21 protein-coding genes are annotated in these 21,615 nt (G+C 68.5%); 12 read left to right on the forward strand and 9 right to left on the reverse strand.

The window, feature by feature from the left end:
- Window positions 1-799: 799 nt before the first annotated feature.
- On the reverse strand, window positions 800-1,015 hold the full coding sequence (locus tag BLQ77_RS25515; RefSeq protein ID WP_089963921.1) for a hypothetical protein: 216 nt from the start codon (window positions 1,013-1,015) through the stop codon (window positions 800-802).
- 298 nt (window positions 1,016-1,313) lie between these two features.
- Complete coding sequence (locus BLQ77_RS29750) at window positions 1,314-1,445, reverse strand: hypothetical protein (RefSeq protein WP_278184730.1); 132 nt, start codon at window positions 1,443-1,445, stop codon at window positions 1,314-1,316.
- Between the two features lie 95 nt (window positions 1,446-1,540).
- Here BLQ77_RS29750 and BLQ77_RS25520 point away from each other — a divergent pair, with 95 nt between their 5' ends.
- From BLQ77_RS25520 to BLQ77_RS25560, 9 genes are all read left to right on the forward strand, one after another.
- Window positions 1,541-2,371 (forward strand): helix-turn-helix domain-containing protein, encoded by an 831-nt coding sequence (locus BLQ77_RS25520; RefSeq protein ID WP_089963924.1) that lies wholly within the window; start codon window positions 1,541-1,543, stop codon window positions 2,369-2,371.
- A 56-nt stretch (window positions 2,372-2,427) separates the two neighbouring features.
- Window positions 2,428-3,720: an ABC transporter substrate-binding protein gene (locus tag BLQ77_RS25525; protein WP_089963927.1), complete on the forward strand. Its 1,293-nt coding sequence runs from the start codon at window positions 2,428-2,430 to the stop codon at window positions 3,718-3,720.
- Window positions 3,721-3,809: 89 nt separating this feature from the next.
- A complete protein-coding gene (locus tag BLQ77_RS25530; RefSeq protein ID WP_040384920.1) occupies window positions 3,810-4,694 on the forward strand; it encodes a carbohydrate ABC transporter permease in 885 nt (294 codons plus the stop codon).
- Complete coding sequence (locus tag BLQ77_RS25535; RefSeq protein WP_089963930.1) at window positions 4,687-5,517, forward strand: carbohydrate ABC transporter permease; 831 nt, start codon at window positions 4,687-4,689, stop codon at window positions 5,515-5,517. The genes BLQ77_RS25530 and BLQ77_RS25535 overlap by 8 nt, the downstream gene beginning before the upstream one ends.
- 4 nt (window positions 5,518-5,521) lie before the next feature.
- Entirely contained in the window at window positions 5,522-6,946 is a 1,425-nt protein-coding gene (locus BLQ77_RS25540) for a sulfatase family protein (RefSeq protein WP_089963932.1), read from the forward strand.
- Window positions 6,947-6,964: 18 nt separating this feature from the next.
- A complete protein-coding gene (locus BLQ77_RS25545) occupies window positions 6,965-7,960 on the forward strand; it encodes an ABC transporter ATP-binding protein (protein WP_089963935.1) in 996 nt (331 codons plus the stop codon).
- A 73-nt stretch (window positions 7,961-8,033) separates the two neighbouring features.
- Window positions 8,034-9,071, forward strand: a complete 1,038-nt coding sequence (locus tag BLQ77_RS25550; RefSeq protein WP_089963938.1) for an NAD(P)-dependent alcohol dehydrogenase — start codon at window positions 8,034-8,036, stop codon at window positions 9,069-9,071.
- Between the two features lie 312 nt (window positions 9,072-9,383).
- Entirely contained in the window at window positions 9,384-9,548 is a 165-nt protein-coding gene (locus BLQ77_RS28925; protein WP_165617211.1) for a hypothetical protein, read from the forward strand.
- Between the two features lie 507 nt (window positions 9,549-10,055).
- On the forward strand, window positions 10,056-10,766 hold the full coding sequence (locus BLQ77_RS25560; RefSeq protein WP_165617212.1) for an IclR family transcriptional regulator: 711 nt from the start codon (window positions 10,056-10,058) through the stop codon (window positions 10,764-10,766).
- On the opposite strand, the gene BLQ77_RS28930 is transcribed toward BLQ77_RS25560, so the two are convergent.
- The 7 genes from BLQ77_RS28930 to BLQ77_RS25595 form a co-directional block, all read right to left on the reverse strand.
- The gene (locus BLQ77_RS28930; RefSeq protein ID WP_089963942.1) at window positions 10,751-12,115 is read right to left on the reverse strand and encodes a hypothetical protein; all 1,365 of its coding nucleotides are present in this window, start codon (window positions 12,113-12,115) and stop codon (window positions 10,751-10,753) included. The two genes, BLQ77_RS25560 and BLQ77_RS28930, sit on opposite strands and share 16 nt — an antisense overlap.
- A gap of 8 nt (window positions 12,116-12,123) precedes the next feature.
- Window positions 12,124-13,164 carry an ABC transporter ATP-binding protein gene (locus BLQ77_RS25570; RefSeq protein ID WP_089963944.1) on the reverse strand — a complete coding sequence of 347 codons (1,041 nt, stop codon included), beginning with the start codon at window positions 13,162-13,164 and terminating at the stop codon, window positions 12,124-12,126.
- A 3-nt stretch (window positions 13,165-13,167) separates the two neighbouring features.
- Window positions 13,168-13,965, reverse strand: coding sequence for an ABC transporter permease (locus tag BLQ77_RS25575; protein ID WP_165617213.1), 798 nt, complete (start codon window positions 13,963-13,965; stop codon window positions 13,168-13,170).
- On the reverse strand, window positions 13,965-14,867 hold the full coding sequence (locus BLQ77_RS25580; protein ID WP_089963949.1) for an ABC transporter permease: 903 nt from the start codon (window positions 14,865-14,867) through the stop codon (window positions 13,965-13,967). Before BLQ77_RS25580 ends, BLQ77_RS25575 begins: the two co-directional genes overlap by 1 nt.
- Window positions 14,858-16,051, reverse strand: coding sequence for an isochorismatase family protein (locus BLQ77_RS25585; protein ID WP_008887661.1), 1,194 nt, complete (start codon window positions 16,049-16,051; stop codon window positions 14,858-14,860). The genes BLQ77_RS25580 and BLQ77_RS25585 overlap by 10 nt, the downstream gene beginning before the upstream one ends.
- On the reverse strand, window positions 16,048-17,088 hold the full coding sequence (locus tag BLQ77_RS25590; protein WP_089963951.1) for an ABC transporter substrate-binding protein: 1,041 nt from the start codon (window positions 17,086-17,088) through the stop codon (window positions 16,048-16,050). The genes BLQ77_RS25585 and BLQ77_RS25590 overlap by 4 nt, the downstream gene beginning before the upstream one ends.
- A 274-nt stretch (window positions 17,089-17,362) precedes the next feature.
- Window positions 17,363-18,241, reverse strand: coding sequence for a LysR substrate-binding domain-containing protein (locus BLQ77_RS25595; RefSeq protein WP_089963953.1), 879 nt, complete (start codon window positions 18,239-18,241; stop codon window positions 17,363-17,365).
- A gap of 121 nt (window positions 18,242-18,362) precedes the next feature.
- Here BLQ77_RS25595 and BLQ77_RS25600 point away from each other — a divergent pair, with 121 nt between their 5' ends.
- Genes BLQ77_RS25600 through BLQ77_RS25610 form a run of 3 tightly spaced genes read left to right on the forward strand, consistent with a single transcriptional unit; the run spans window position 18,363 to window position 21,510 of the window.
- Complete coding sequence (locus tag BLQ77_RS25600) at window positions 18,363-19,520, forward strand: ABC transporter ATP-binding protein (protein WP_089963955.1); 1,158 nt, start codon at window positions 18,363-18,365, stop codon at window positions 19,518-19,520.
- On the forward strand, window positions 19,517-20,539 hold the full coding sequence (locus BLQ77_RS25605) for a carbohydrate ABC transporter permease (protein WP_089963957.1): 1,023 nt from the start codon (window positions 19,517-19,519) through the stop codon (window positions 20,537-20,539). Before BLQ77_RS25600 ends, BLQ77_RS25605 begins: the two co-directional genes overlap by 4 nt.
- Window positions 20,536-21,510, forward strand: a complete 975-nt coding sequence (locus BLQ77_RS25610) for a carbohydrate ABC transporter permease (protein WP_089963959.1) — start codon at window positions 20,536-20,538, stop codon at window positions 21,508-21,510. Before BLQ77_RS25605 ends, BLQ77_RS25610 begins: the two co-directional genes overlap by 4 nt.
- Window positions 21,511-21,615 lie beyond the last annotated feature (105 nt).

Below are 21,615 nucleotides of genomic sequence, written 5' to 3' on the forward strand. Positions count from 1 at the left end.
CCATATCAGCTTGTAGCGCAGTGCCGTCCTCATCATAGAAATCATCATGGAGCAAATACTTCTGCCATCCGTGTTTCGACGCGATGTTGAACCATTCCAACGGACGCAAAGCGCGAAGTCGTAGCCGTTGGGCACATTCATTGCATACCAGATAAGGCTCATTGGTGTCGTCGTCATCTATTCGTTCGACATGGGTATGACGTCTGCACGCTTCACAAGTCTCGTCGGTATTCAAATTAGTTTGCATAGGGCGACCGCTACTGCAATGGATCGATTTCGGCAACATTTTAACGTGCTCAAGTGCGGCTGGCGACTGTCAATGTCTTGTTCGTCTTTCAAGGCAGCATGAGCGGAAGCAGACCTGGAGCAAGGTCTGCGTCAACGACGGCAAAGTCCGCACACGGGCCGTTCAGGCCAGCTGCAGCGAAGGTCGGGAGTGCGACCGTCTTGCTCCTAGGGGACCTTCCCGTGTCCACCGTCCAAGGTGCGGTCTGGGTCGGAAATGCTCGGCGGTTGGGTCGGGATCGCTTGCCACGGTACGCTGTCACAACCCAGAAAACCGTAGCTTCGAGTCGCTTTCGCTCGGCGTTCGACAGAGAGCTGTGTCCGACGCCTTCTTCGCGGTGGCGTCGAGATCGACGAAGGTCACCTTGTCGTCGCTGCGGAAGGTGCCTCGATCTCGGCGTCGGTGCTGTCAACCACATGGACGATCCAATCGGCGGTGTCACGGCCACGGGGATCTCGCGGAAGATCATCGCGATGGCCGCCACAAAGCCCGTGCCGCCAAGGACCAGCCGGCTCATGGCCGCTGTCCGGCCGAGGGTGAGAGCTCGGCGACCAGCCCGATCACCGCGCCCCCGAGCGCCACCCGCATCGGCAGGCCGAGATCCGAGGGGTTTTCGGGGAGGCCGATTCTCGAAAGCATGTTCTCGGCCATCAGCGCCAGCAGGACGGCCGCAAAGTCGACCAAGACCAGCGCGCTCGAGACCTTGGACCTGAGGCGGGAGGGGCTCATTCAAAGACCCCTGCGAATGCCGGGGTGCTGGCATAGATGGACCGTTGCCGCCCCGCAAGGCGACCTTCGCGCGCTTTCATGACACTCCTCCCAAAGCTGTGTTGCAGCTCACTGGGTATGTTGACGGCGCGCGAAACCACAGCGCGCCGCGCAAGCTGTCCGCCAGGCGGACTCGGTGGGGCCGGTGACCTGGGGCAAGGTTCAGGAGGTGCGGGAGGGATGGCGTTCGTCAGCTGCGAGGGCAGCGCCGTCGGTGCGTGACGCCTCCAGGCGCGGGCGACGTGCCCGGAAGCACGCGTTATTCCGCCGGGCCACCCTTGCTGGCGCTGCCGCGCATGTAGTGCCGTTCGGGCCGGTAGCTCCGCCCCTCGCGCCAGCGTCGGAGCCAGCGCAGGATGTGCCAGGGCTTCAGCTGCGCGGTGCGTCTCATGCTCGGTACTCCCGTATCCGCCGGGCCCGCGGAGGGCCCTGTCGCAAAATGCTGCTTGATTAGTATTTCATATATGATAGGTGAATATTTCAAATATGAAAGATGGTAGCTGCAAGAAGATGAACCCGACGGAGCGCATTCTTGATGTCCTCGAATACCTGAGCACCGCCGGCCTCGGCCCGGTGAAGCAGGTAGACATGGTGCGCGACCTCGGGCTTTCGCCGGCGACGCTGAACCGGATCGTCCGTATCCTTTCGGAGCGCGGCTACGTCTTCCGCACCTCCGAGAAGTACCTCGTGCGCAACTTCACCATCTCGCGCACCATCCAGATGTCGGCGAGCTACATGGGCGCGCTCGACGAAGCCACGCGCCGCCTGACCGCGCTCACCGGTGCCGCGGCGGAATCGGTGGTGGTCGTCGGCCACGAGCTGCTCTGGCATCACCGGACCGAGCATTCGGACCCCGCGGTGCGGATCGTGGCGCGGGCCGGCTTCCGCCGCAGCCTGCTGGAATTCGACGCGCTGGCTCGGCTCTACCTGTCTACGCTCGACCCCGACGAGTTGAAGCGCGATTTCGACATGATCGGCTTCTTCGAGACCGGCCTGCGCAACGGGCGCGAGATTGGCTGGCTGCGCGGCGAGGATGTGGAAAGCCGCATCACCGAGACCCGCGGCGCCGATTTCGCCTGCGACCGCGTCGCCAACCACATCGGCATCCGCCGCTTCGCCACGCTGGTGCGCGCCCCCGACGGCGGGGTGCTCCACATCCTGTCGCTGGCGGACAACGCGCCTCCGGGCACCGGCGAGGGTGCCATCGCCACGCGCTACCGCGCGGTGCTCGCCGAGGAACGCGACCGCCTCGAGGCCGTGCTGGCCGAAGAATTCCGCGCCAGCTCCGCGGAGGCGCAGCTTCGCATCGGCGGCTGAAACGACGACAGGCCAGGCGGAAGGAGCCGCCGGCCGAAATCCAAGGGAGGAAGACCATGATCAAAGTCACCCGCAGGGCGCTGACCGCGACGCTGCTGCTCGGCTCCACGGCGCTTGCGCCGATGCTGGCACCGGGCACGGCCGCCGCGCAGGAGCGCGAAGTGAACGTGCTGCTGTTCTCGATGCCCTCGACCCGGGGCCTTGCCGCGCTGGCCGATGATTTCGAGGCCGAGACCGGCATCAAGGCCAATATCGACGTGGTCGGGCAGGACGTCTTCGAGAGCCGCATCACCCTGTCCTTCACCGGCGGCGCCCGTGACATCGACGTGGTGCACACCCCCGTCATCCAGGTGCAGCGCTGGGTCGAGGCCGGATGGCTCGAGCCGATGACCGCCCAGATCGACGGGCTCGCGGACAAGGACGACATCCTCTCCGGCCCGCTCGAGGCCTACAAGGTGAGCGGCGACTACTACGGCATGCCGTTCTTCGCCGAGACCGGGCTCATGGCCTATCGCAAGGACCTGCTCGAGGCCGCGGGCGTCGGTGTGCCCGAGACCTGGGACGAGATGCTCGAGGTCGCCAAGGCCGTAGACAGCGACGACACCGCCGCCATCGCGATGCGGGTTGCGCCGGGGCAGGGGTTCAACATGTTCGTCTTCCCGATGATCATGCGCGCCTACGGTGGCAAGTTCTTCGCCAACTACCCCGATGACATGACGCCCGCGATCAACAGTCCCGAGAACCTGAAGGCGCTGAACACCTACATCACCCTGATGAACGACTACGGTCCGCAGGGCATCGGCAACTTCAACTTCCCCGAAGTGGTGGCCGCGCTGCAGAACGGTCAGGCGGCGATGACCGTGGACGGCACCTCGATCGTCAGTCAGGCGGTGGATCCCGCCGCCAGCAAGTTCGCTGACCAGTTCGTGCTGGCGCTGCCGCCGGGCGGACCGGCCGGCCGTTCGCCTGCCATCGCGGTGCACGGCCTCGGCATCCCCGCGGGTTCCGAGAACGCCGATGCCGCCTTCGAGTTCGTCAAGTGGGCGACCAGCACCGAGACCCTGAGCAAGCTCGCCATCAACGAGGCCTACCCCGACTTCACCCGAGCCTCGGTGGCCGAAAACCCCGAGGTGCAGGCCAAGTACGCGGACGTGCAGGAGAACTTCCTCGACCTGCGGGTCGAGGCGCTGACCCTCGCGCTCGGCCACTACCGTCCGCTGATCCCGACCTGGCCCGAGATCGGCGCCGCCATCGGCGAGAACGTCAACGCCGCCGTCAACGGGCTGATGAGCCCCGAAGAGGCGCTCGAGGCTGCCGAGGACGAGATGAAGTCGATCCTCGCCTACTGATCCTCCCCCCAGCGGCTGCGCCGACGGGCCCCGTGCCCCGACGCGCAGCCGGTGTCTTTCCCTTCCCCCTCATCCCCCGGAGAGTTCCGATGACCCCACCGCGCGCCTCCGCCGCGATGGACAGGACCTATCGCCGCATGCTCTGGCCCGCCTCGCTGGCCGTCGGCATCTTCGCGATCGCGCCGCTGCTTGGCATGCTGGCCCTGTCCTTCACCGACTTCCACCTCGTGCGGGGCTGGAGCGGCAAGATCGGCATCCACAATTTCCTGCGTCTGTTCGAGGACCGCCGGTTCGTCTCGTCGATCTACATCATGATGGCGCTCAGCGCCTTCGGCGTGCTGGCGCAGGTGGTGCTCGGCACCGCCATCGCCGTGGGGCTCGACAAGATCGTCGGCAAGTGGCGGGTGGCGCGCGGCATCTTCGTGGTGCCCTTCGCGGTGCCGCACGTGGCGGTGGCGCTGATCTGGCTGTCGCTTTTCACGCCGACCCTGTCGCCGATCAACGCGGTCTTCGCGGTCTTCGGGATCGAGGTCCCTGCGCTGCTCACCACACAGACCGGCGCCATCACCGCCATCGTCATCGCCGACACCTGGGCGACCTATCCCTTCGTGATGCTGATCGTGCTCGCCGCGCTGCAGGGGATCTCGCCCGATCTCGACGAGGCGGCAGCGCTCGACGGAGCGACGCGGGTGAAGGCATTCTTCCGCATCACCCTGCCGCTGCTCTACCCGACGCTGCTGATGGTGGCGCTGTTCCGCTTCATCGAGACGCTCAAGCACTTCCCGCTGATCTTCGTGATGACCTCGGGCGGGCCGGGGCGGGCGACGCAGGCGACCAACTACTACGCCTACGTGCAGACCTTCCAGAACTCCAACGTCGCCTACGGCGCAAGCATCGCCGTCTTCCTGTTCCTCTTCGCCGCCGCGATCAGCTTCTACATCGCCAAGGCCAACGCGAGGCTCTCCGATGCGTGACACCTCGACCGCATTCCGGGTCAAGAAGGCGCTCGGCTACGCGATGATGCTGGCCTTCCTCGGCTTCTCGCTGCTGCCGGTGGTCTGGGTGGTGCTGCTGTCGCTGCGCCCCGCCACCGCGCTCTTCGAGCCGATCTGGGAGAGCCCGGCCGCCTGGACGCTGGACAACATCCGCTCGATCGCGCGCTCGGACTTCCCCGCCGCACTGCTCAACAGCTTCATCACCGCCGGCAGCTCGACCCTGCTGGCGCTGCTGGTCGGCGTGCCGGGGGCCTTCGCGCTGTCCAAGCGCCGGGCCTCGAACAAGTTCTTCGCCTCGTGGCTGCTGCTGCTGCTGCGCATGGCGCCGCCGGTGGGCTTCGTGATCCCGCTGTTCCTCGTCTACGTGCGGGCCGGGCTGATCGACACCTACGCAGGCCTGATCTTCGCCTACACCTCGCTCACGCTGCCCTTCGTGGTGTGGTCGATGTGGACCTCGTTCAACCAGATCCCCGACGAGCTGGTCGAGGCCGGGCTCATGGACGGCGCCTCGCTGGGCCGGGTGCTCTGGCGCATCGTCATCCCCGCCGCCCGGCCGGGACTGGTCGCCGCCGGGGTGCTGAGCTTCCTGCTGGCGTGGAACGACTTCTTCTTCAGCCTCATCATCACCCGCTCGGACACCACGACGGCGCCGGTGGCGGTGATGAACTTCGTCTCCTACGCCTCGGTCGACTGGGGCGCCATCGCCGTCGCCTCGATCGCCCTGACCCTGCCGATCGTGCCGATCATCGTGCTTGCGAACAAGTATATCGTCCAGTCTCTGGGCGGTGCTGTGAAGGGATAAGCCCATGACAAAACACCCCAATATCGTCTTCATCATCACCGACCAGCAGCGCATCGACACCATCGGGGCTCTGGGCTGCCCGTGGATGGACACGCCCAACCTCGACCGGCTCGTGAACGAGGGCACCGCCTTCGAGCAGATGTACGTGACCTCGCCCTCGTGCAGCCCGTCGCGGGCCTCGCTGTTCTCGGGGACATATCCGCACACCAACGGCGTCTTCCGCAACGACGAGCGCTGGGTCTATTCGTGGGTCGGGCTGCTGAAGCAGTCGGGCTACCGCACGGTGAACGTCGGCAAGATGCACACATGGCCGGTCGAGGGCGCCTTCGGCTACGACGAGCGCCACGTCACCGAAAACAAGGACCGTGCCCACCCGAACCTGCCCTTCTACCTCGACAACTGGGACAAGGCGTTCTGGGCGCGCGGGGTCGAGAAGCCGACCCGCGTCACCCAGCGCGAGATGCCCGATTATGCCGAGCGCCTCGGCTGCTACGTCTGGGACGCGCCCGAGGACCTGCACGCGGACAATTTCGTGCCCGAGATGGCGTGCATGTGGCTCGACCGCTACAAGGGCGACGAGCCGTTCTTCCTGCAGATCGGCATCCCGGGGCCGCACCCGCCCTACGATCCGACCGCCGAGTACCTCGCGAAATACGAGGCGCGCGACGACCTGCCGGAGCCCATCCGCTACGACTTCGACACCCAGCCCGGCCCGATGCGCGAGCTGCGGCGCCAGCATCTCGACAACGACCACGACGCGGTGGTGCACCTGCCCGACCCCACGGCCGAGCAGATGCGGCTGCAGCGCGCGCATTACTACGCCAACGTCTCGATGATCGACACGCAGGTGGGCAACATCCTCGCCGCGCTCGAGCGGCGCGGCGTGCTCGACGACACCATCATCGTCTTCACCTCGGACCACGGCGATTGCCTCAACGACCACGGGCATTCGCAGAAGTGGAACATGTTCGAGCCCACGGTGCGGGTGCCCGCCATCGTCTGGGGCCGCGGCATTCCGGCGATGCGGCGCGACGAGCTGGTGGCGCTCTTCGACTGGGGCCCGACGATCCTCGAATGGGCGGGCCTCACGCCGCCGGCGTGGATGGAGGCGCAGTCGCTGAACCCGCTGATGGCGGGCGAGGAGCAGCCCCGCGACCGGGTCTTCGCGGAACATGCCAACGACGCGATCCTGACCGGAACCTCGTACATGACGATGATCCGCCGGGGCGACTGGAAGCTGGTGCATTTCGTCGACAGCTCCGAGGGGCAGCTCTTCGACCTTGCCACCGACCCCGAGGAGCGGAGCAACCTCTGGGACGACCCCGCGCAGGCGGAGCGGAAACTGTCGCTGATCCACGACATCCTCCGTTGGCGGATCGAGAGCGACAAGAAGACACAAGGCTTCCGGGCCGAACTGGCTGGCGCCTGAGCGCGAAAGGACAAGGACATGGGCAGCATCACGCTGAGCAAGGTGGTCAAGCGGTTCGGTGAGGCGGAGGTCATCCCGCCGCTGGATCTCGGGATCAGGGACGGCGAATTCGTGGTCTTCGTGGGGCCCTCGGGCTGCGGCAAGTCCACGCTGCTGCGGATGATCGCGGGGCTCGAGGACCTGACCGAGGGCAACATCGAGATCGGAGGCCGCGACGTGTCGCATCTGGCCCCCGGCGACCGGGGACTGGCGATGGTGTTCCAGAGCTACGCGCTCTACCCGCACATGACCGTGCGCGAGAACATGCTCTTCCCGCTCGAGATGGCGAAGGTCGATGCCCGCACCGCAAGGGACAAGGTGGCGCGGGCAGCCGAGGTGCTGAACCTCTCGGCCTACTTGGAGCGCAAGCCGGGGCAGCTTTCGGGAGGGCAGCGCCAGCGGGTCGCCATCGGGCGGGCCATCGTGCGCGAGCCCTCGGCGTTCCTCTTCGACGAGCCGCTGTCGAACCTCGATGCGGCGCTGCGGGTGAACATGCGTCTCGAGATCGCCGAGCTGCACGAGACGCTCGGCTCCACGATGATCTACGTGACCCATGACCAGGTCGAGGCGATGACCATGGCCGACCGCATCGTGGTGCTGCAGGCCGGCCGGATCGAGCAGGTCGGCACGCCGCTCGAGCTTTACGAGCAGCCGCGGAACGAATTCGTCGCGGGCTTCATCGGCTCGCCCAGGATGAACTTCATCCGCGGCGCCGAGGCCGAGCGGCTCGGCGCCCCCACCATCGGCATCCGGCCCGAGCACATCCGCGCCTCGCGAGAGAGCGGGCTCTGGGGCGGGCGGGTCAGCGTCTCCGAGCATCTGGGCTCGGACACCTACCTGCACGTCGACACCGACGTGGGCCCGGTCAACGTGCGCACCGCCGGCGAGTTCGGGGTGCATCGCGGCGACACTGTCTGGCTGAACCCCGACGAGAACGCGATCCACCGGTTCGACGCGCAGGGCCTCGCGCTCTGAGCCGGGGAAGCGTAAGGCACATGGCGGGGCGTTCGGCCCCGCCGCATCAGATCATCCAAGGGAGACACCGGACATGAAGGCGCTGGTTCTGGAGGAAAAGGGCAGGCTGTCCCTGCGCGAGTTCGACATCCCCGGCACGCTGGGACCGCGCGACGTGCGGATCAGGACCCACACGGTCGGCATCTGCGGCTCGGACGTGCACTACTACACCCATGGCAAGATCGGCCATTTCGTGGTGAGCGAGCCCATGGTGCTGGGCCACGAGGCCTCGGGCACGGTGATCGCCTGCGGTGCCGAGGTCTCGGGCCTCGTGCCAGGCGACCGGGTCTGCATGGAGCCGGGCATTCCCGATCCCACCTCGCGGGCCAGCAAGCTCGGGATCTACAACGTCGACCCGGCGGTGACGTTCTGGGCGACGCCGCCGGTGCATGGCTGCCTCGCCCCCGAGGTCATCCACCCGGCCGCCTTCACCTACAAGCTGCCCGACGCGGTCAGCTTCGCAGAGGGCGCCATGGTCGAGCCCTTCGCCATCGGCATGCAGGCGGCGCTGCGCGCGCGGATCCAGCCCGGCGACACCGCCGTGGTCACGGGGGCCGGGCCCATCGGCATGATGGTGGCGCTTGCGGCGCTCGCGGGCGGCTGCGCGCGGGTGATCGTGGCGGATCTCGCCCAGCCCAAGCTCGACATCATCGCGGCCTATGACGGCATCGAGACGGTCAACATCCGCGAGACACCGCTGCCCGAGGCAGTGGCGGCGGCGACCGATGGCTGGGGCGCGGACGTGGTCTTCGAATGCTCGGGCGCGGCGCCGGCGATCCTCGCGATGCACCGGCTGGCCCGGCCGGGTGGCGCCATCGTGCTGGTGGGTATGCCGGTCGATCCGGTGCCGGTCGACATCGTCGGGCTTCAGGCCAAGGAGCTGCGGGTCGAGACCGTGTTCCGCTACGCCAATGTCTACGACCGGGCGATCGCGCTCATGGCCGCGGGCAAGGTGGACCTGAAGCCTCTGATCTCGGCCAGCATTCCCTTCGCCGACAGCATCGCGGGCTTCGACCGCGCGGTCGAGGCGCGGGACAGCGACGTGAAGCTGCAGATCGTGATGCCGCAGTAGCGGCGGCCCGGATCACTGCCCGGAGATCGAAGGGAGGGCCCGGTCACCGGGCTCCCCCTTGTCGTGCCCCCCGCGGGAGAAGAGGCGCGACGGCCGGGGGCCCGAGGCCTGCTGCCCGTACCCCCGGAGGCGGGGCCTTGGGCATGGCTTGTGTCGGGACCGGCGCGACCGCGCCGCGGGGGCACGGCACCCCGTGTCAGGCGGCCCGTTCCAGACCGGCCAGCAGCGGCTCCGACTGGCAGGCCGGGGAACGTTGCGGTGATCTCGGGCGACCGTTCGGGGTTGTCGCGGCGGAAGTCGATGGTCTCCTTGATGACGTCCACGAACGGGTACCAGATCCCGGCGGCGTCGACCTGGCCCGAGCCGAATGCGGGGACCACGGTCGAGGGCTCCATCGGCACGACCTTGCTGTCGTCCATGGTCATCCCGGCCTCTTCCAGCGCCAGCCGCAGCAGCCTGTCGCCCGCGGTGCCTTAGGGCACGTCCAGGGTCTTGCCCCTGAGGTCGGCGAAGCCGAGATTGAGGTTGCGCAGCGCGGCTCTGACAGAGCCAGCTTCGGCGCAGTGGGACCACCCTCAGGGCGTTCAGCGACCACCGGAACATTCAGCCCACGCCCGCGGTCGGCCCCGGTGACTCCGCGCTCGAGCATCCGCGGTGGGCGCCGTCGTTGGTCTTCGACGGTTATCAGATCGGGCGAGCGAGCCGGCGAATGCCACTGGCAACGATGCGTGCAGGCGGAGCCGGGCGCCGACCGAAGCATGGCGGGAGGCCCATGCCGAGGTCCTCGCCATCGCGGTCGTGCGGGAGGCGGGGCGGCTTGTGGGCGTCCCGTCGCGGGACACCGGCAGAGGCCTGCGCGACATGCCCGCCAATCCCGGCCCCCGAGCCCGGCGTCGCGGGGATTCCATAATGAATGCTGCCCTATTGGCTTGCGGCGGCTGGGGGAAGGCTGCAAAACCGCTGACAGTTCGACTGGAGACTGCCTTGGCCCCCCGCACCGAAACAAGTTCCCCGATCCGCACGCTCGAGATGCTCGAGCTTCTGGCCGAGATGGGAGCCATGGGCCACATGGCGATCTCTGAGCGGCTCGGGATCCCGAAGAGCACCGCCAGCGCGCTGCTGAAGTCGCTGCAGGGGGCGGGGTTCATCACCCGGGACGAGGACCGCAAGTTCAGCCTCTCGCCAAGGGTGCTGCGGTTGAGCGAGGGGTTCCTCGCGCATCGCCAGTGGCTGGCGCCGCTGCTGCCGCTGCTGGAGCAGCTCCGGGACGAGACCAACGAGACCACTTTCCTCGTCGAGCGGCGCGATGACAGTCGCGTCGTGGTGGCGCGCCGTCTGGTGCGCGAGGGGCTGAGCTTCACCGTTCCGGTGGGCGATGTGGCGCCGCTGCACGGCACCGCGGGCGGGCATGCCCTCTGCCGTCCGGGCGAGGTGCTGACCGATGCGGACGGCCGGCCCGAGCCGGTCGAGATCAGCGCGCAGGGGGTGTGCTACCTGCCCTCGGCCATCGTGCCCGGCGTCGGCTCCTTTGCGGTCGCGCTGCGGGTGCCGCCGGGGGTGCCGCCGCTGGCGTTCTCGCTGGCGATGCCGGTGTCGCGCATGACGGCCACGATCCGCGCCGGGATCGAGGCCGCCCTGTCGGCGTTGCGTGACGAGGCCGAAGAGGCGCTCGGGACCTCTCACTCGAGCAGGTAGGTCAGCGCCAGCGCCGCCGCGGTCAGGGGCACGGCGATGGCCGTGTAGCCGCGGTTCCACTCCCACGCGATGCGCCGTGCCGGCTCCTCTGCGATCCGCGCCGAGAGCAGCAGCGTGGCAGACACCGGCGAGACCATCATCCCCAGCGACCAGCCCGCCGAAAGCGCCATCGCCAGCGACAGTGCGTGGTCCTGCGCCAGCGGCGAGGTCGCCATCAGCTGCGCGATCAGGATCACCGGGATCGACGGCGGCGTCGAGGCCACCGAGAGACCCCAGATGCAGAGCAGCACCGCCACCGGCATCAGCGGGCTGTCGACGGCGATGATCGACTGCGGGCCGTAGAGGGTGAAGACCAGCGCCGCCAGCGCCCCGATCACGGTGGAGCCCGCGAAGATGAACATCTCGTTGCGCAGGTCCGAGAGCCGCGTCGCCAGCATGGCGGGCGAGGCCCGTTCGCCCTCGGGGCCGGGTTCGATGCGGATCCAGGCCAGGGCAAAGAGCGGCACCACGATGGTGGTCGCGGTGAGGAAGCTGAGCCCGGCCAGCAGGTAGAGCGCCGAGGTGCTCGCCAGCAGCGCCAGCGCCCCCAGCAGCAGAAGCGCCATGGCCCTGGCGCTCCCATCGCCGGGCAGGTCCAGCGTCTCGGACCGGTCGTGACGCGGCAGCAGGCAGCCCGCGCCGAGCAGCACCAGCGCCAGCGTCAGGCCGAGCGCGATGTAGGCCAGCGGGTTGAGCGCCGCGAAGGAGGAGGTCACCACCGCGAAGCCCATCGCCAGCGGCGACCAGAGCGCGATGGCGGCCGAGCCGCGCATGGTGCCCATGAGCAGGTGCCGCGCTGTCGGGTGCTGGCGGAAGTCGAGCCGGGCGGCGGCGAGGATGTCGCCGATCAGCTGCAGCACGCCCACGTTGAAGATCAGCGCCAGCCCGTGGCCGCCGTAGGTGACCGAGGCATAGCGCTGCCCGCGCGGGCGCCCGATCAGCCAGGCCGCCGCCTGCGCCAGCAGCCGCGAGCGCTGCATTGCCGGGCGCAGCGTTGCCAGCGCCACGAGCAGCGCCGTGAAGCCAAGCCCCTGCGTCGCGGCGGCAAGGATCACCGGCCGCGCCTCTGGCAGCAGCGCCGCGGTTGCCAGCGCCAGCAGCACCGCCAGCGCCATCACCGTGCGCCCGGAGCCACGCACCCGAAGCCAGTCGCAGAGAACGAAGCCCCCAAGCGCCACGAGGCCGAGCCAGGTCAGGCTCGGCTGTCCGGTGATCTGCCCGGCGACCGAGCACAGCGCCGCAATGGCGAGCGCGGCACGGCCGGGGCCTTCCGCCCCCGAGAAGGGACGGGCGAGGATGTCGGTGGTCATGGTCTGTCTCAGGCGGCGAAGGCGTGCAGGGCCTCGGGGGTCCAGGCGATCCAGGCCTCCTGTCCCGGCAGCAGGCCGCAGTCGGTCGTGCGCGCGGTGATCCGGCGTCCCGACGGCAGGTCGAGCGTGTAGCTGGTGCTGGCGCCCTGGTAGATCGCCTCGGCGAGATGGCCCTTCAGCGCCGCGCCCTCGGGGCGGGTGCTGCTGAGCGACAGGCCCTCGGGGCGCAGCGCCACGGTGCAGTTGCCCTCGGCCTCGAACGCCGCCGGCATCTCGGTGGTCAGCCCCTCGAAGGACAGGGCGCGGTTGTTGCAGCGGGCCGGCAGGAAGTTCGACAGGCCCATGAACTCGGCGGTGAAGCGGGTGCGCGGGGCGCCGTAGATCTCGCGCGGGGTGCCCTGCTGCTCGATGCGGCCCTGGTTCATCACCACGATACTGTCCGAGAGCGTCAGGGCCTCTTCCTGGTCGTGGGTCACGAACATGGCGGTGATGCCGAGATCGCGGGTGATCCGGTAGAGCTCGATCTGCATGGTCTCGCGCAGCTTGCGGTCGAGCGCCGAGAACGGCTCGTCGAGGATCAGGATCGACGGCTCCACCACAAGCGCGCGGGCCAGCGCCACGCGCTGCTGCTGGCCGCCCGAAAGCTGGTGCGGATGCCGCGCGGCGAGGTGGCCGAGCTCGACGATGTCGAGCGCCCGGGCGACCTTGGTCTCGCGTTCGGAGCGGCCGATCCCGCGCATCTCCAGCCCGAAGGCCACGTTCTCGGCCACGGTCATGTGCGGGAACAGCGCCAGCGACTGGAACACCATGCCGATGTTGCGCCTGGCGGCGGAGAGATGGGTGATGTCGCGCCCGTCCATCTGGAGCACGCCGTAGTCGGGCCTGGACAGGCCCGCGACGATGCGCAGGGTCGAGCTCTTGCCGCAGCCCGACGGTCCGAGCAGCGTGGTGAAGCTGCCCTTGGGGATCGTGAGCGAGACGTCGTCGACCGCGGCGGTCTCGGATCCGGGGTAGCGCTTGGTGATGCGCGAGAGGGTGACTTGGGCCATGGTTCAGTTCCCGAGGAATTTCTTGAGACCGAAGACGCGCTCGATGACGAGGGCTCCGGCCAGGGTGATGGCGATCAGCATGGAGGACACGGCCGCGATCGAGGGATCGAAGTTGTATTGCATGTAGCTCATGATCGCGAGCGGCAGGGTCGAGGTGCTGCTGTCGATCAGGAAGATCGACACGGCGGCGTCGTCGAAGGAGATGATGAAGCCGAAGGCGGCACCGGCGAAGATGGCCGGGCGCAGCACCGGCAGGGTCACCCGCGTCAGGATCTGACGGCGGCTGGCGCCGAGCGTGTGGGCGGCCTCCTCCAGCGATGGGTCGAAGCTTTGCAGCGCCGCGAGGCTGGTGCGGATCACGTAGGGCATGACCAGCAGCACGTGGCCGAGGGTCAGCCGCAGCCATGCGTCGCGCAGCCCGGCGGTCGAGAGCGTGACCAGCAGCGCCACGCCGATCACGATGCCCGGCACGATGAGCGGTGACAGGAAGATCGCCTCGAGCAGTCCGCGAAGGCTGCTGGGCAGCTTGCCGCGGGCGATGCCGAAGGCCGCCGCAACGCCGAGCGGCGTGCCGAGCGCGGTGGCCACCGCCGCCAGCACCAGCGAGGTCAGCGCCGATCCGGTGAAGGCCGGGTTGGCGAGCGCCGCGCCGTACCAGCGCAACGAGAAGCCCTCGGGCGGGAATTTCGGCGTGGCGCCCGCGTTGACCGAGACGATGATCACCGCGACCAGAGGGGCGAGCAGGAAGACAAAGAGCGCCGCGGTGCCGGTGCGCCGGAAGAGCGAGAAATAGGTCGACATCATTTGCTCCACGTCGCGGTCATGCGGGCGGCAAGCGCCAGGATCGAGGTCAGCACCACGAGCGTCAGCGCCAGCAGCAGGGTCACCAGAACGGCCCCGAAGCGCCAGTCCAGCGTCACCGCGAACTGCTGGTAGATGAAGGTGGTCAGCATCCCCGAGCGCGGCCCTCCCATCAGGGCGGGGGTCACGTAGGACGAGATCGCCAGCGAGAAGACGATGGTCAGGCCCGAGGCCAGCCCCGGCACCGTCAGCGGCAGCAGGATGCGGCGCAGCACGGCCCAGCGGCTGGCGCCGAAGGTCATCGCGGCCTCGGGGACCTTGGGGTCGATCTTCTCGAGCGAGGTCAGCACGCAGAGCGCCATGAAGGGCACGAAGACATGCACGAGCCCGACGATGACCGCGGCCGAGGTGTACATGATCTGGATCGGCTCCTCGATCACGCCGAGCGCCAGCAGCGCCTGGTTGAGGATGCCGCGGTCGCCGAGCATGATCATCCAGCCGTAGGTGCGGGCCACGATCGACACGAGCAGCGGCGACAGAACGATCAGCACGATCCAGCCGCGCTTCGCGGGGCTGGCCGTCCAGATGATCAGCGCCAGCGCGTAGCCCAGCACCGCGGTGATGCCGGTGGTCAGCGCCGAGACCCAGAGCGTCTTGATCAGCGTCGAGTAGTAGAACGGCTGGCTGAAGAAGCGCAGGTAGTTCGCGATGGTCCAGTCGCCCTCCATGGTGAAGGCGCCCGGCATCGACGGCTTGAGGCTCAGCGCCATCAGCCAGCCCACGGGAAGCAGCAGCACGAAGACGAGGAAGCAGAGCCCGGGCAGCGTCAGCCACGCGGGCGAGACCGGCTTGCGCGGGGCGGGCGCCGCGCGCGGGGCGGGGGCGGTATCGGTCAGTGCCATGCGTCCAGGATCCTGTCCGAAGGGGTGACGATGCCGAAATAGGTCCGGATCTGTTCGATGCTGGCGTCGTGCAGCGGCAGGACGAGATCCTTCACCGCGACGCAGTCCTCGGCGATCACCGTATCATAGTCCGACATCGCGAGATCGCGTGCCGTGCTCTCGACGCAGCAGTTGGTGGTCACGCCCGCCAGCACCACGGTCTCGATGCCGCGGCGGCGCAGCTCGGCGTCGAGCGCGGTGTCGAGATAGGCCGAGTAGCGGTGCTTGCGGATCACGGTCTCGCCGTCGACGGGGCCCATGCCCTCGACGAAATCGGCGCCCCAGGTGCCCTCGCGGCAGACCTCGACCATGGTTGGGTCAAAGGCCGGGGCGGCGCCGGTGATGTCGGCGGCGGAGGCACACCAGACGGCGCCCTCGCGGGTCTGGGTCGAGGGGTAGCGGTAGGGCGAGCCCTGGCCGCGGAACATCGGGCCGTAGATCGCCTGCACGTGCAGCACGTGGGCCCCGGCGGCTCGGGCGCCTTCGAGCAGCGTCCGGATCCGCGGCAGCGCCTCGGTGACGCGGGGCATCGCGGCCTTGGTCTTGGCGATCACGCCGTCCTCGGCGCAGAAGTCGTTGAGCACGTCGATCATGAGGAGCGCGGTGCGCGTGGGCTCGAGCCGCGCGGCGAAGGGCCGGGCCATGCGTTCGGCCTTGACGGCCTCGTGCCAGTTGCGCGCGCCGGGCGCGGTGCCCGCGAGCTGTCCGGTCAGTTCTGCCTGCGAGATCTGCGGCATCCGCAGCCCGAGCACGTCGGCCGGCGCGTTGCCCGCGCGCACCAGCACGGCGCGGTAGCCCTTGCGCTGCGCGTCATAGGCAAGGCGCATCCCGGCAACGGGATCGCCGCAGACATAAAGCGTGCGCACCCCGTTCGAGCGCAGCACGAGGTCGATGTCCGAGGCGTAGAAGGGCGAGGGGCCGGTATGGCTGATGGTGACGGCGCCGTGGCCGTCGAGCTGGTCGGTGGGTTCGACCCGGTCGGTGGGGGTGACCTGCACCAGCAGGATCTCGGCCCGCGCCGCCGCCGCGCGCAGGGGCGCGGGGCAGGGCTGGCCTGCGCAGACGAGCGCTGCGGCTTCGGGGGCGTCGAGTCCCCGCAGGCCATCGGCCTGCGGGTGGGTCAGTTCGGTCGTCTGGGGGATCACAGGGAGACCTCGTAGTTCCAGCGATCCGTCAGCATCGGCATCTGCGGCACGATCCTGAACCAGTCGAAGAGGGTCAGCTGGTCAAGCGCAGGCACCCGCTCGGCGGCCTTGCCGGTCAGCTTGGCATCGGGGCGCACCGGGCCCGCGATCACGGCGTTGCAGAAGGCTTCCTGTGCCTCGAGCGAGATCGCGTGGTTGATGAACTGCTTACAGAGCTCGGGATTCGAGGCACCCTCGGCGATGTGGTAGGACACCATGCCGACCATCGCGCCTTCCTCGGGGAAGACGAATTCGACGGGCTTGCCGGCGTCGATCAGCGCGTAGGGCGGGATGTTGGTGGTCATGCCGACGGCGACGACCTCGCCCGCGTCCAGCATCGACATCGCGTCGGTGGACGAGGTGAAGAAGCGGCGGATGTTCGGCTTGAGCTCGGCCAGCGCCTCGAAGGCAGGCTCGAGGTTTTCCTCGGAGCCACCGCGCAGCTTGGCCAGCATCACGAGCATTTCCCACGAGCCCCAGGTGCCGATGTCGGGGATCGAGATCTTGCCGGCGAGCTCGGGGCGGAACAGGTCTTCCCACTTGGTGATCGGCGCGTCGACGAGGTCGGTGCGGTAGGCGATGCCGTAGGAGGCGTAGTCGAGCCCGACGCCGCGCTTCTTGTACTGCTCCCACCAGACCGGCGCGATATTGGCGATGTTGGGGATGTCCTCGGGCGTCAGCTCGATGCCGATGTCGGCCATGATGGCCTTGATGCTGTCGGGGTAGGGCAGCATCAGCATGTCGATCTCGGGGGCGTCGCGGTTGACGATGGCGTTGGTCAGCCATTCCGCCGAGGAGCCGAGCTGAAGGTTCACGGTCGCGCCGGTCGAGGCTTCGAAGCTGTCGACGATGGCCTTGCGGTAATTCTGTTCCCACACGCCGCCGAAGACGGTGGAAGTGAAGCTGTCGCCGGCGGCGCGGCCCATTCCCGGGATCATCGCGCCGAGGGTGATCGCCCCCGTCGAGGCCAGGAAGCTGCGTCGGTCAAGTCTGGTCATGGTGTCGTGGTTCCTGCTGTTGGTTCACATAAGAGAACTCATGTTCGGATATATGAACATGCAGGGCGCCGTTCGGCGTGCCACTGCTGCAGCCGTTCGGCGCGGCTTTGAGCGACCACGTACTCAATGCCCACGGATTAATCCCGGATGAAACGATTCCGCCGCGTCGTGGCATCACGCAACACGCGGTCGACGCCGCGCCACGGGCGGCGCTACGCGGGGCAGGAGGGGCCTGCGGCAGCGGTTGCGCGCCGTGATTCGGCCGTGGCCGGGGTCAGACCGGCGCGGCGATCCCCGACGTCTCAAGAAAGGCGCTCACGGTGGGCGAGGTGATCTTGGCGTGCAGGCAGAACACGTGCTCGGGGAAGGTCTGGTCGATGTCGGCAATGGGAACACGCACGACGCCGCCCGAGCGACCCGAGGCCGCGTCGAACATGAACCCGATGCCGAGCCCCTGTTCCGCCGCCTCGAAAACCGCCTCGCGCGATTCCAGCCAGAACAGCGGCGTCAGCGACAGGCCCTGTGCCCTGAGCGCGAGGTTCAGCTCGCGCTGGGTCTGCGAGCGTCCGCTTCGGAACAGCAGCGCCTGCCCGACCAGATCGGCAAGCCGCAGGCTGGCGTGGGTGGCATAGGGGTGGGCGCGGGGCACCAGCGCCACCAGCGACTGGTAGAGCACCGGCGCGCTGAAGATCTCGCTCCCCGAGGGCGCGGCGGTGAGGATGCCCAGATCGGCGCGCCGCTCGCGCACGGCGGTCACCACGTCCTGCCAGTTCCCGAAGGACATGTCGATCTTGATGCCCGGATAGCGCTGCCGGAACCGCGCCACCTGCTGCATCGCGGGGCCGGGGGCACCCGCGGCGATCGACAGCTCGCCCACGTCGAGATTGCGCACGGTCAGCAGGATCTCGGCCGCGTCCCGCTCGACGTCGCGCTGCTCGGCGGTGCGCTGGAACAGCCTGTGCCCGAGCGCCGTCAGCTCGGATCCGCTGGCGGTGCGGTCGAAGAGACGCACGGCGAACCCCTCCTCGAGCGCCTTGATCTGAGCGGTGATCGCGGGCTGCGACAGGCCGAGCGAGCGCGCGGCGCGGGAAAAGCTACCGGTGGCGGCGACTTCATTGAAGGCCCGTAGCTGGGCGGCGGTGGGACGTTTCACTTGGGCTCCGATGGTTGTTGGAGCCATAACCTAAAGTGATAATGCGTCATCTAGATTACAAGAATCCCCTGTAGCTCGCCGTCAGATGCCGCACCGCGGCACACGGCAAAAGGACAGGGTATTGGCCACAGTCACCCTTCGGGGCATCCGCAAGAGTTTCAAGGAGACCGACGTCCTGCGCGGGGTCGACCTGCAGGTAGGCGACGGCGAGTTCGTGTCGCTGGTGGGCCCCTCGGGCTGCGGCAAGTCCACGCTCCTGCGCATCATCGCCGGTCTGGAGGGCCAGAGCGCGGGCTCGGTCGAGATCGCGGGCGCCGCTGTCGACGGTCTGCGCGCCGCCGACCGAAACCTGTCGATGGTGTTCCAGTCCTACGCGCTCTACCCGCACCTGACCGTGGCCGAGAACATCGCGGTGCCGCTGCGGATGCGCCGGCTGAGCACCGCGCAGCGCCTGCCGCTCGTCGGTCGCTTCATGCCCGGCACCACGGCACGGCTGCGCGAGATCGAGGACCGGGTGCAGGACGCCGCCGGCACGCTCGAGATCGACCGGCTGCTCGACCGCAAGCCCGGGCAGCTTTCCGGCGGGCAGCGGCAGCGGGTCGCACTTGGCCGGGCGCTGGTGCGCTCGCCCGCGGCCTTCCTGCTCGACGAGCCGCTCTCGAACCTCGACGCCAAGCTGCGCGTGCACACTCGCACCGAGATCGCCGAGCTGCACCGCCGCCTCGACGCGACCTTCATCTACGTCACCCATGACCAGGTTGAGGCGATGACCATGTCCGACCGCATCGCGGTCATGATGGGCGGCGAGATCCTGCAGTGCGACACGCCCGCGCGGATCTACGAGGACCCGGTCGACCTGCGCGTGGCCGAGTTCATCGGCTCGCCCAAGATCAACGTGCTGCCCGCCGAGAGCGACAGCGCCGGCAGGGTCTCGGTCATGGGCCGCGCGCTGCCGCTGCAGCTCGAACCCGGCCGCCGGGCGCTGTCGCTGGGGCTGCGCCCCGAGGCGCTGACGCTGACGCGGCGGGATCCGATCTTCTCGGGCCGGGTGGCGCATTCCGAGAACCTCGGCCACGAGATCTACGTGCAGGTGACCCTCGACGGCGGCGGGCACCGGGTGGTGCTGCGCGCCGATCCGGCGCTGCGGGCGGGGCTGGGGCTCGGGGCAGAGGCCGGGCTGCGGTTCGATCCCGCCCGCGCCATGCTCTTCGACGCAGAGGGCCGGCGCCTGCGCGGCGTGGTGGCAACCGCGCCCGCCGTTCGCGAGGCATGGGCATGACCGCGACCGACACGCTTCCCATCGCCCCGCCGCAACGGCGCCGGGCGGTCGATGCCGACCGCCGTCAGGCCGGGGCGGGCTGGCTGATGAGCGCGCCCGCGCTGGCGCTGATGCTGACCATCCTGATCGCGCCGGTGCTGCTGGCCGTGGTGCTGAGCTTCACCGACTACGCGCTCGGCAATCCGGGCTTCAACTGGGTCGGGCTCGAGAATTACGAGCGCATCTTCACCCGCCCGACCTATGCCAAGATGCTGGGCGCCACCTTCACCTACGTGCTGACGGTGGTGCCGCTCTCGGTCGGGCTCGGGCTGGGGGCCGCGCTGCTGATCCAGTCGCTGAGCCGCGGGGCAGGGGTCTACAAGGCGATCTACTTCCTGCCTGTGATGGCCACGCTGCTGGCCATGACCATCGTCTGGCAACTGATGCTGCACCCCTCGATCGGGGTGGTGAACCGCGGGCTGGAGTGGGTCTGCGCGCAGCCGGCACTGGAAGGCCTTTTCAGTCTTTCCTTCCTCGGGCTGGCGCCGGAAAGCACGTGGTTCGGCCGCGTCTGTTCCCAGGGCACGCCGCTCTGGCTGGGCGACCGGGACTACGCCATCTGGGTGGTCTGCTTCATCGGCATCTGGCAGGGCTTCGGCTTCAACATGGTGCTCTACCTCGCGGGCCTCACCGGCGTGTCGCGCGACCTCTATGCCGCCGCCGAGATGGACGGCGCCCGTTCAGGCTGGGAGCGGTTCCGGCTGGTGACATGGCCGGCGCTCGGCCCGACCACGGTCTTCGTCGTCACCATCACCTGCATCCGTGCCTTTCAGGCCTTCGACACGGTCGAGGCGCTGTTCTCGCCCGGCGGCGGGCCCGGCAAGTCGGCCTACGTGATGATGTTCGCCATCTACGAGAAGGGCGTGACCCAGAACCTCGTCGGGCTCGGCGCCGCGATCACCGTGCTGTTCCTGGTCTTTGTCATGATTCTGACGCTGATCCAGCGTTGGTTCACCGAACGGAAGGTGCATTACGCATGACCCGCTTCTCGCCCTCCCTGATCATCCGGCACCTGATCCTGCTGATCGGTGCCGTGGTGGTGCTGGCGCCGTTCCTCGTGATGCTGAGCTACTCGCTGAAATCACCCGCCGAGATCGAGCGCGGAACCGGCGGGCTCTTCGGTGCGCAGGAGATGATGGTCGACCCGAAATGCGCCCTGCGCAGCGCCCCGCGCCGGGCCGACGTCGAGGCCGCCCGCGACCGCTTCCCGGGCCGCGACGACGGCGCCATCCTTGCCACTCTGACCGAGGAGGCCAACGCCGCCTGCGAGCTGCGCCCGGTGGTCTTCAACTACCGCTCGGCCTTCCAGGACGCGCCGCTCATGCGCTACCTGCTGAACGGGGTGATCGTGACCGCGTCGATCTTCCTACTGCAGATGGTGATCGCGCTGCCCGCGGCCTATGCGCTCTCGAAGCTGAAGTTCTGGGGCCGCGAGGCGGTGTTCGGGCTGGTGCTCTTCTGCCTGCTGATCCCGGTGCACGCCATCGCGCTGCCGCTCTACCTCGGGCTCGCCAGGATCGGGCTGACCAACACCTACGCCGCGCTGGTGGTGCCGTGGATCGTCTCGGCCTTCGGCATCTTCCTGATGCGCCAGTTCTTCATGACGGTGCCCGACGACCTCGTGGACGCGGCGCGCATGGACGGCATGAGCGAGTTCGCCATCGTCTGGCGGGTGATGCTGCCGACCGCGATCCCGGCGCTCATGGCCTTTGCCATCTTCTCGGTCGTGGCGCACTGGAACGACTACTTCTGGCCGCGCATCGTCGTCACCGGCGACCGCAGCCTCTTCACCCCGCCGCTCGGCCTGCGCGAGTTCCAGGCCGGGGCCGACGGCAACCTCTACGGCCCCATGATGGCGACGGCGACGGTGATCGTCGTGCCGCTGATCGCTGCCTTCATGCTGGCCCAACGTCGCTTCATCGAGGGCATTACCCTCTCGGGCATGAAGTGACCGCCAACGGGGCGCAGGCCCCGCACCACTCACGAACCCTTTCGCAACCCGCGCGTCGGGCCTCCCGGCCCGGCGACACCCTCCCGACACCCCGATCCCCAGACC

The sequence above is a fragment of the Salipiger thiooxidans genome (assembly GCF_900102075.1).
Taxonomy (GTDB): Bacteria; Pseudomonadota; Alphaproteobacteria; order Rhodobacterales; family Rhodobacteraceae; genus Salipiger; species Salipiger thiooxidans.

Excerpts from the sequence above, each read along its gene's own strand:
- BLQ77_RS25530 (WP_040384920.1), top strand. The coding sequence starts at position 3,810 with ATGACCCCACCGCGCGCCTCCGCCGCGATGGACAGGACCTATCGCCGC.
- BLQ77_RS25545 (WP_089963935.1), top strand. The coding sequence starts at position 6,965 with ATGGGCAGCATCACGCTGAGCAAGGTGGTCAAGCGGTTCGGTGAGGCG.
- BLQ77_RS25515 (WP_089963921.1), bottom strand. The coding sequence starts at position 1,015 with ATGAGCCCCTCCCGCCTCAGGTCCAAGGTCTCGAGCGCGCTGGTCTTG.
- BLQ77_RS28930 (WP_089963942.1), bottom strand. The coding sequence starts at position 12,115 with ATGACCACCGACATCCTCGCCCGTCCCTTCTCGGGGGCGGAAGGCCCC.
- BLQ77_RS25590 (WP_089963951.1), bottom strand. The coding sequence starts at position 17,088 with ATGACCAGACTTGACCGACGCAGCTTCCTGGCCTCGACGGGGGCGATC.
- BLQ77_RS25520 (WP_089963924.1), top strand. The coding sequence starts at position 1,541 with ATGAAAGATGGTAGCTGCAAGAAGATGAACCCGACGGAGCGCATTCTT.
- BLQ77_RS28925 (WP_165617211.1), top strand. The coding sequence starts at position 9,384 with ATGACGTCCACGAACGGGTACCAGATCCCGGCGGCGTCGACCTGGCCC.
- BLQ77_RS25580 (WP_089963949.1), bottom strand. The coding sequence starts at position 14,867 with ATGGCACTGACCGATACCGCCCCCGCCCCGCGCGCGGCGCCCGCCCCG.
- BLQ77_RS25605 (WP_089963957.1), top strand. The coding sequence starts at position 19,517 with ATGACCGCGACCGACACGCTTCCCATCGCCCCGCCGCAACGGCGCCGG.
- BLQ77_RS25540 (WP_089963932.1), top strand. The coding sequence starts at position 5,522 with ATGACAAAACACCCCAATATCGTCTTCATCATCACCGACCAGCAGCGC.
- BLQ77_RS25550 (WP_089963938.1), top strand. The coding sequence starts at position 8,034 with ATGAAGGCGCTGGTTCTGGAGGAAAAGGGCAGGCTGTCCCTGCGCGAG.
- BLQ77_RS25535 (WP_089963930.1), top strand. The coding sequence starts at position 4,687 with ATGCGTGACACCTCGACCGCATTCCGGGTCAAGAAGGCGCTCGGCTAC.
- BLQ77_RS25525 (WP_089963927.1), top strand. The coding sequence starts at position 2,428 with ATGATCAAAGTCACCCGCAGGGCGCTGACCGCGACGCTGCTGCTCGGC.
- BLQ77_RS25575 (WP_165617213.1), bottom strand. The coding sequence starts at position 13,965 with ATGTCGACCTATTTCTCGCTCTTCCGGCGCACCGGCACCGCGGCGCTC.
- BLQ77_RS25570 (WP_089963944.1), bottom strand. The coding sequence starts at position 13,164 with ATGGCCCAAGTCACCCTCTCGCGCATCACCAAGCGCTACCCCGGATCC.
- BLQ77_RS25610 (WP_089963959.1), top strand. The coding sequence starts at position 20,536 with ATGACCCGCTTCTCGCCCTCCCTGATCATCCGGCACCTGATCCTGCTG.
- BLQ77_RS29750 (WP_278184730.1), bottom strand. The coding sequence starts at position 1,445 with ATGAGACGCACCGCGCAGCTGAAGCCCTGGCACATCCTGCGCTGGCTC.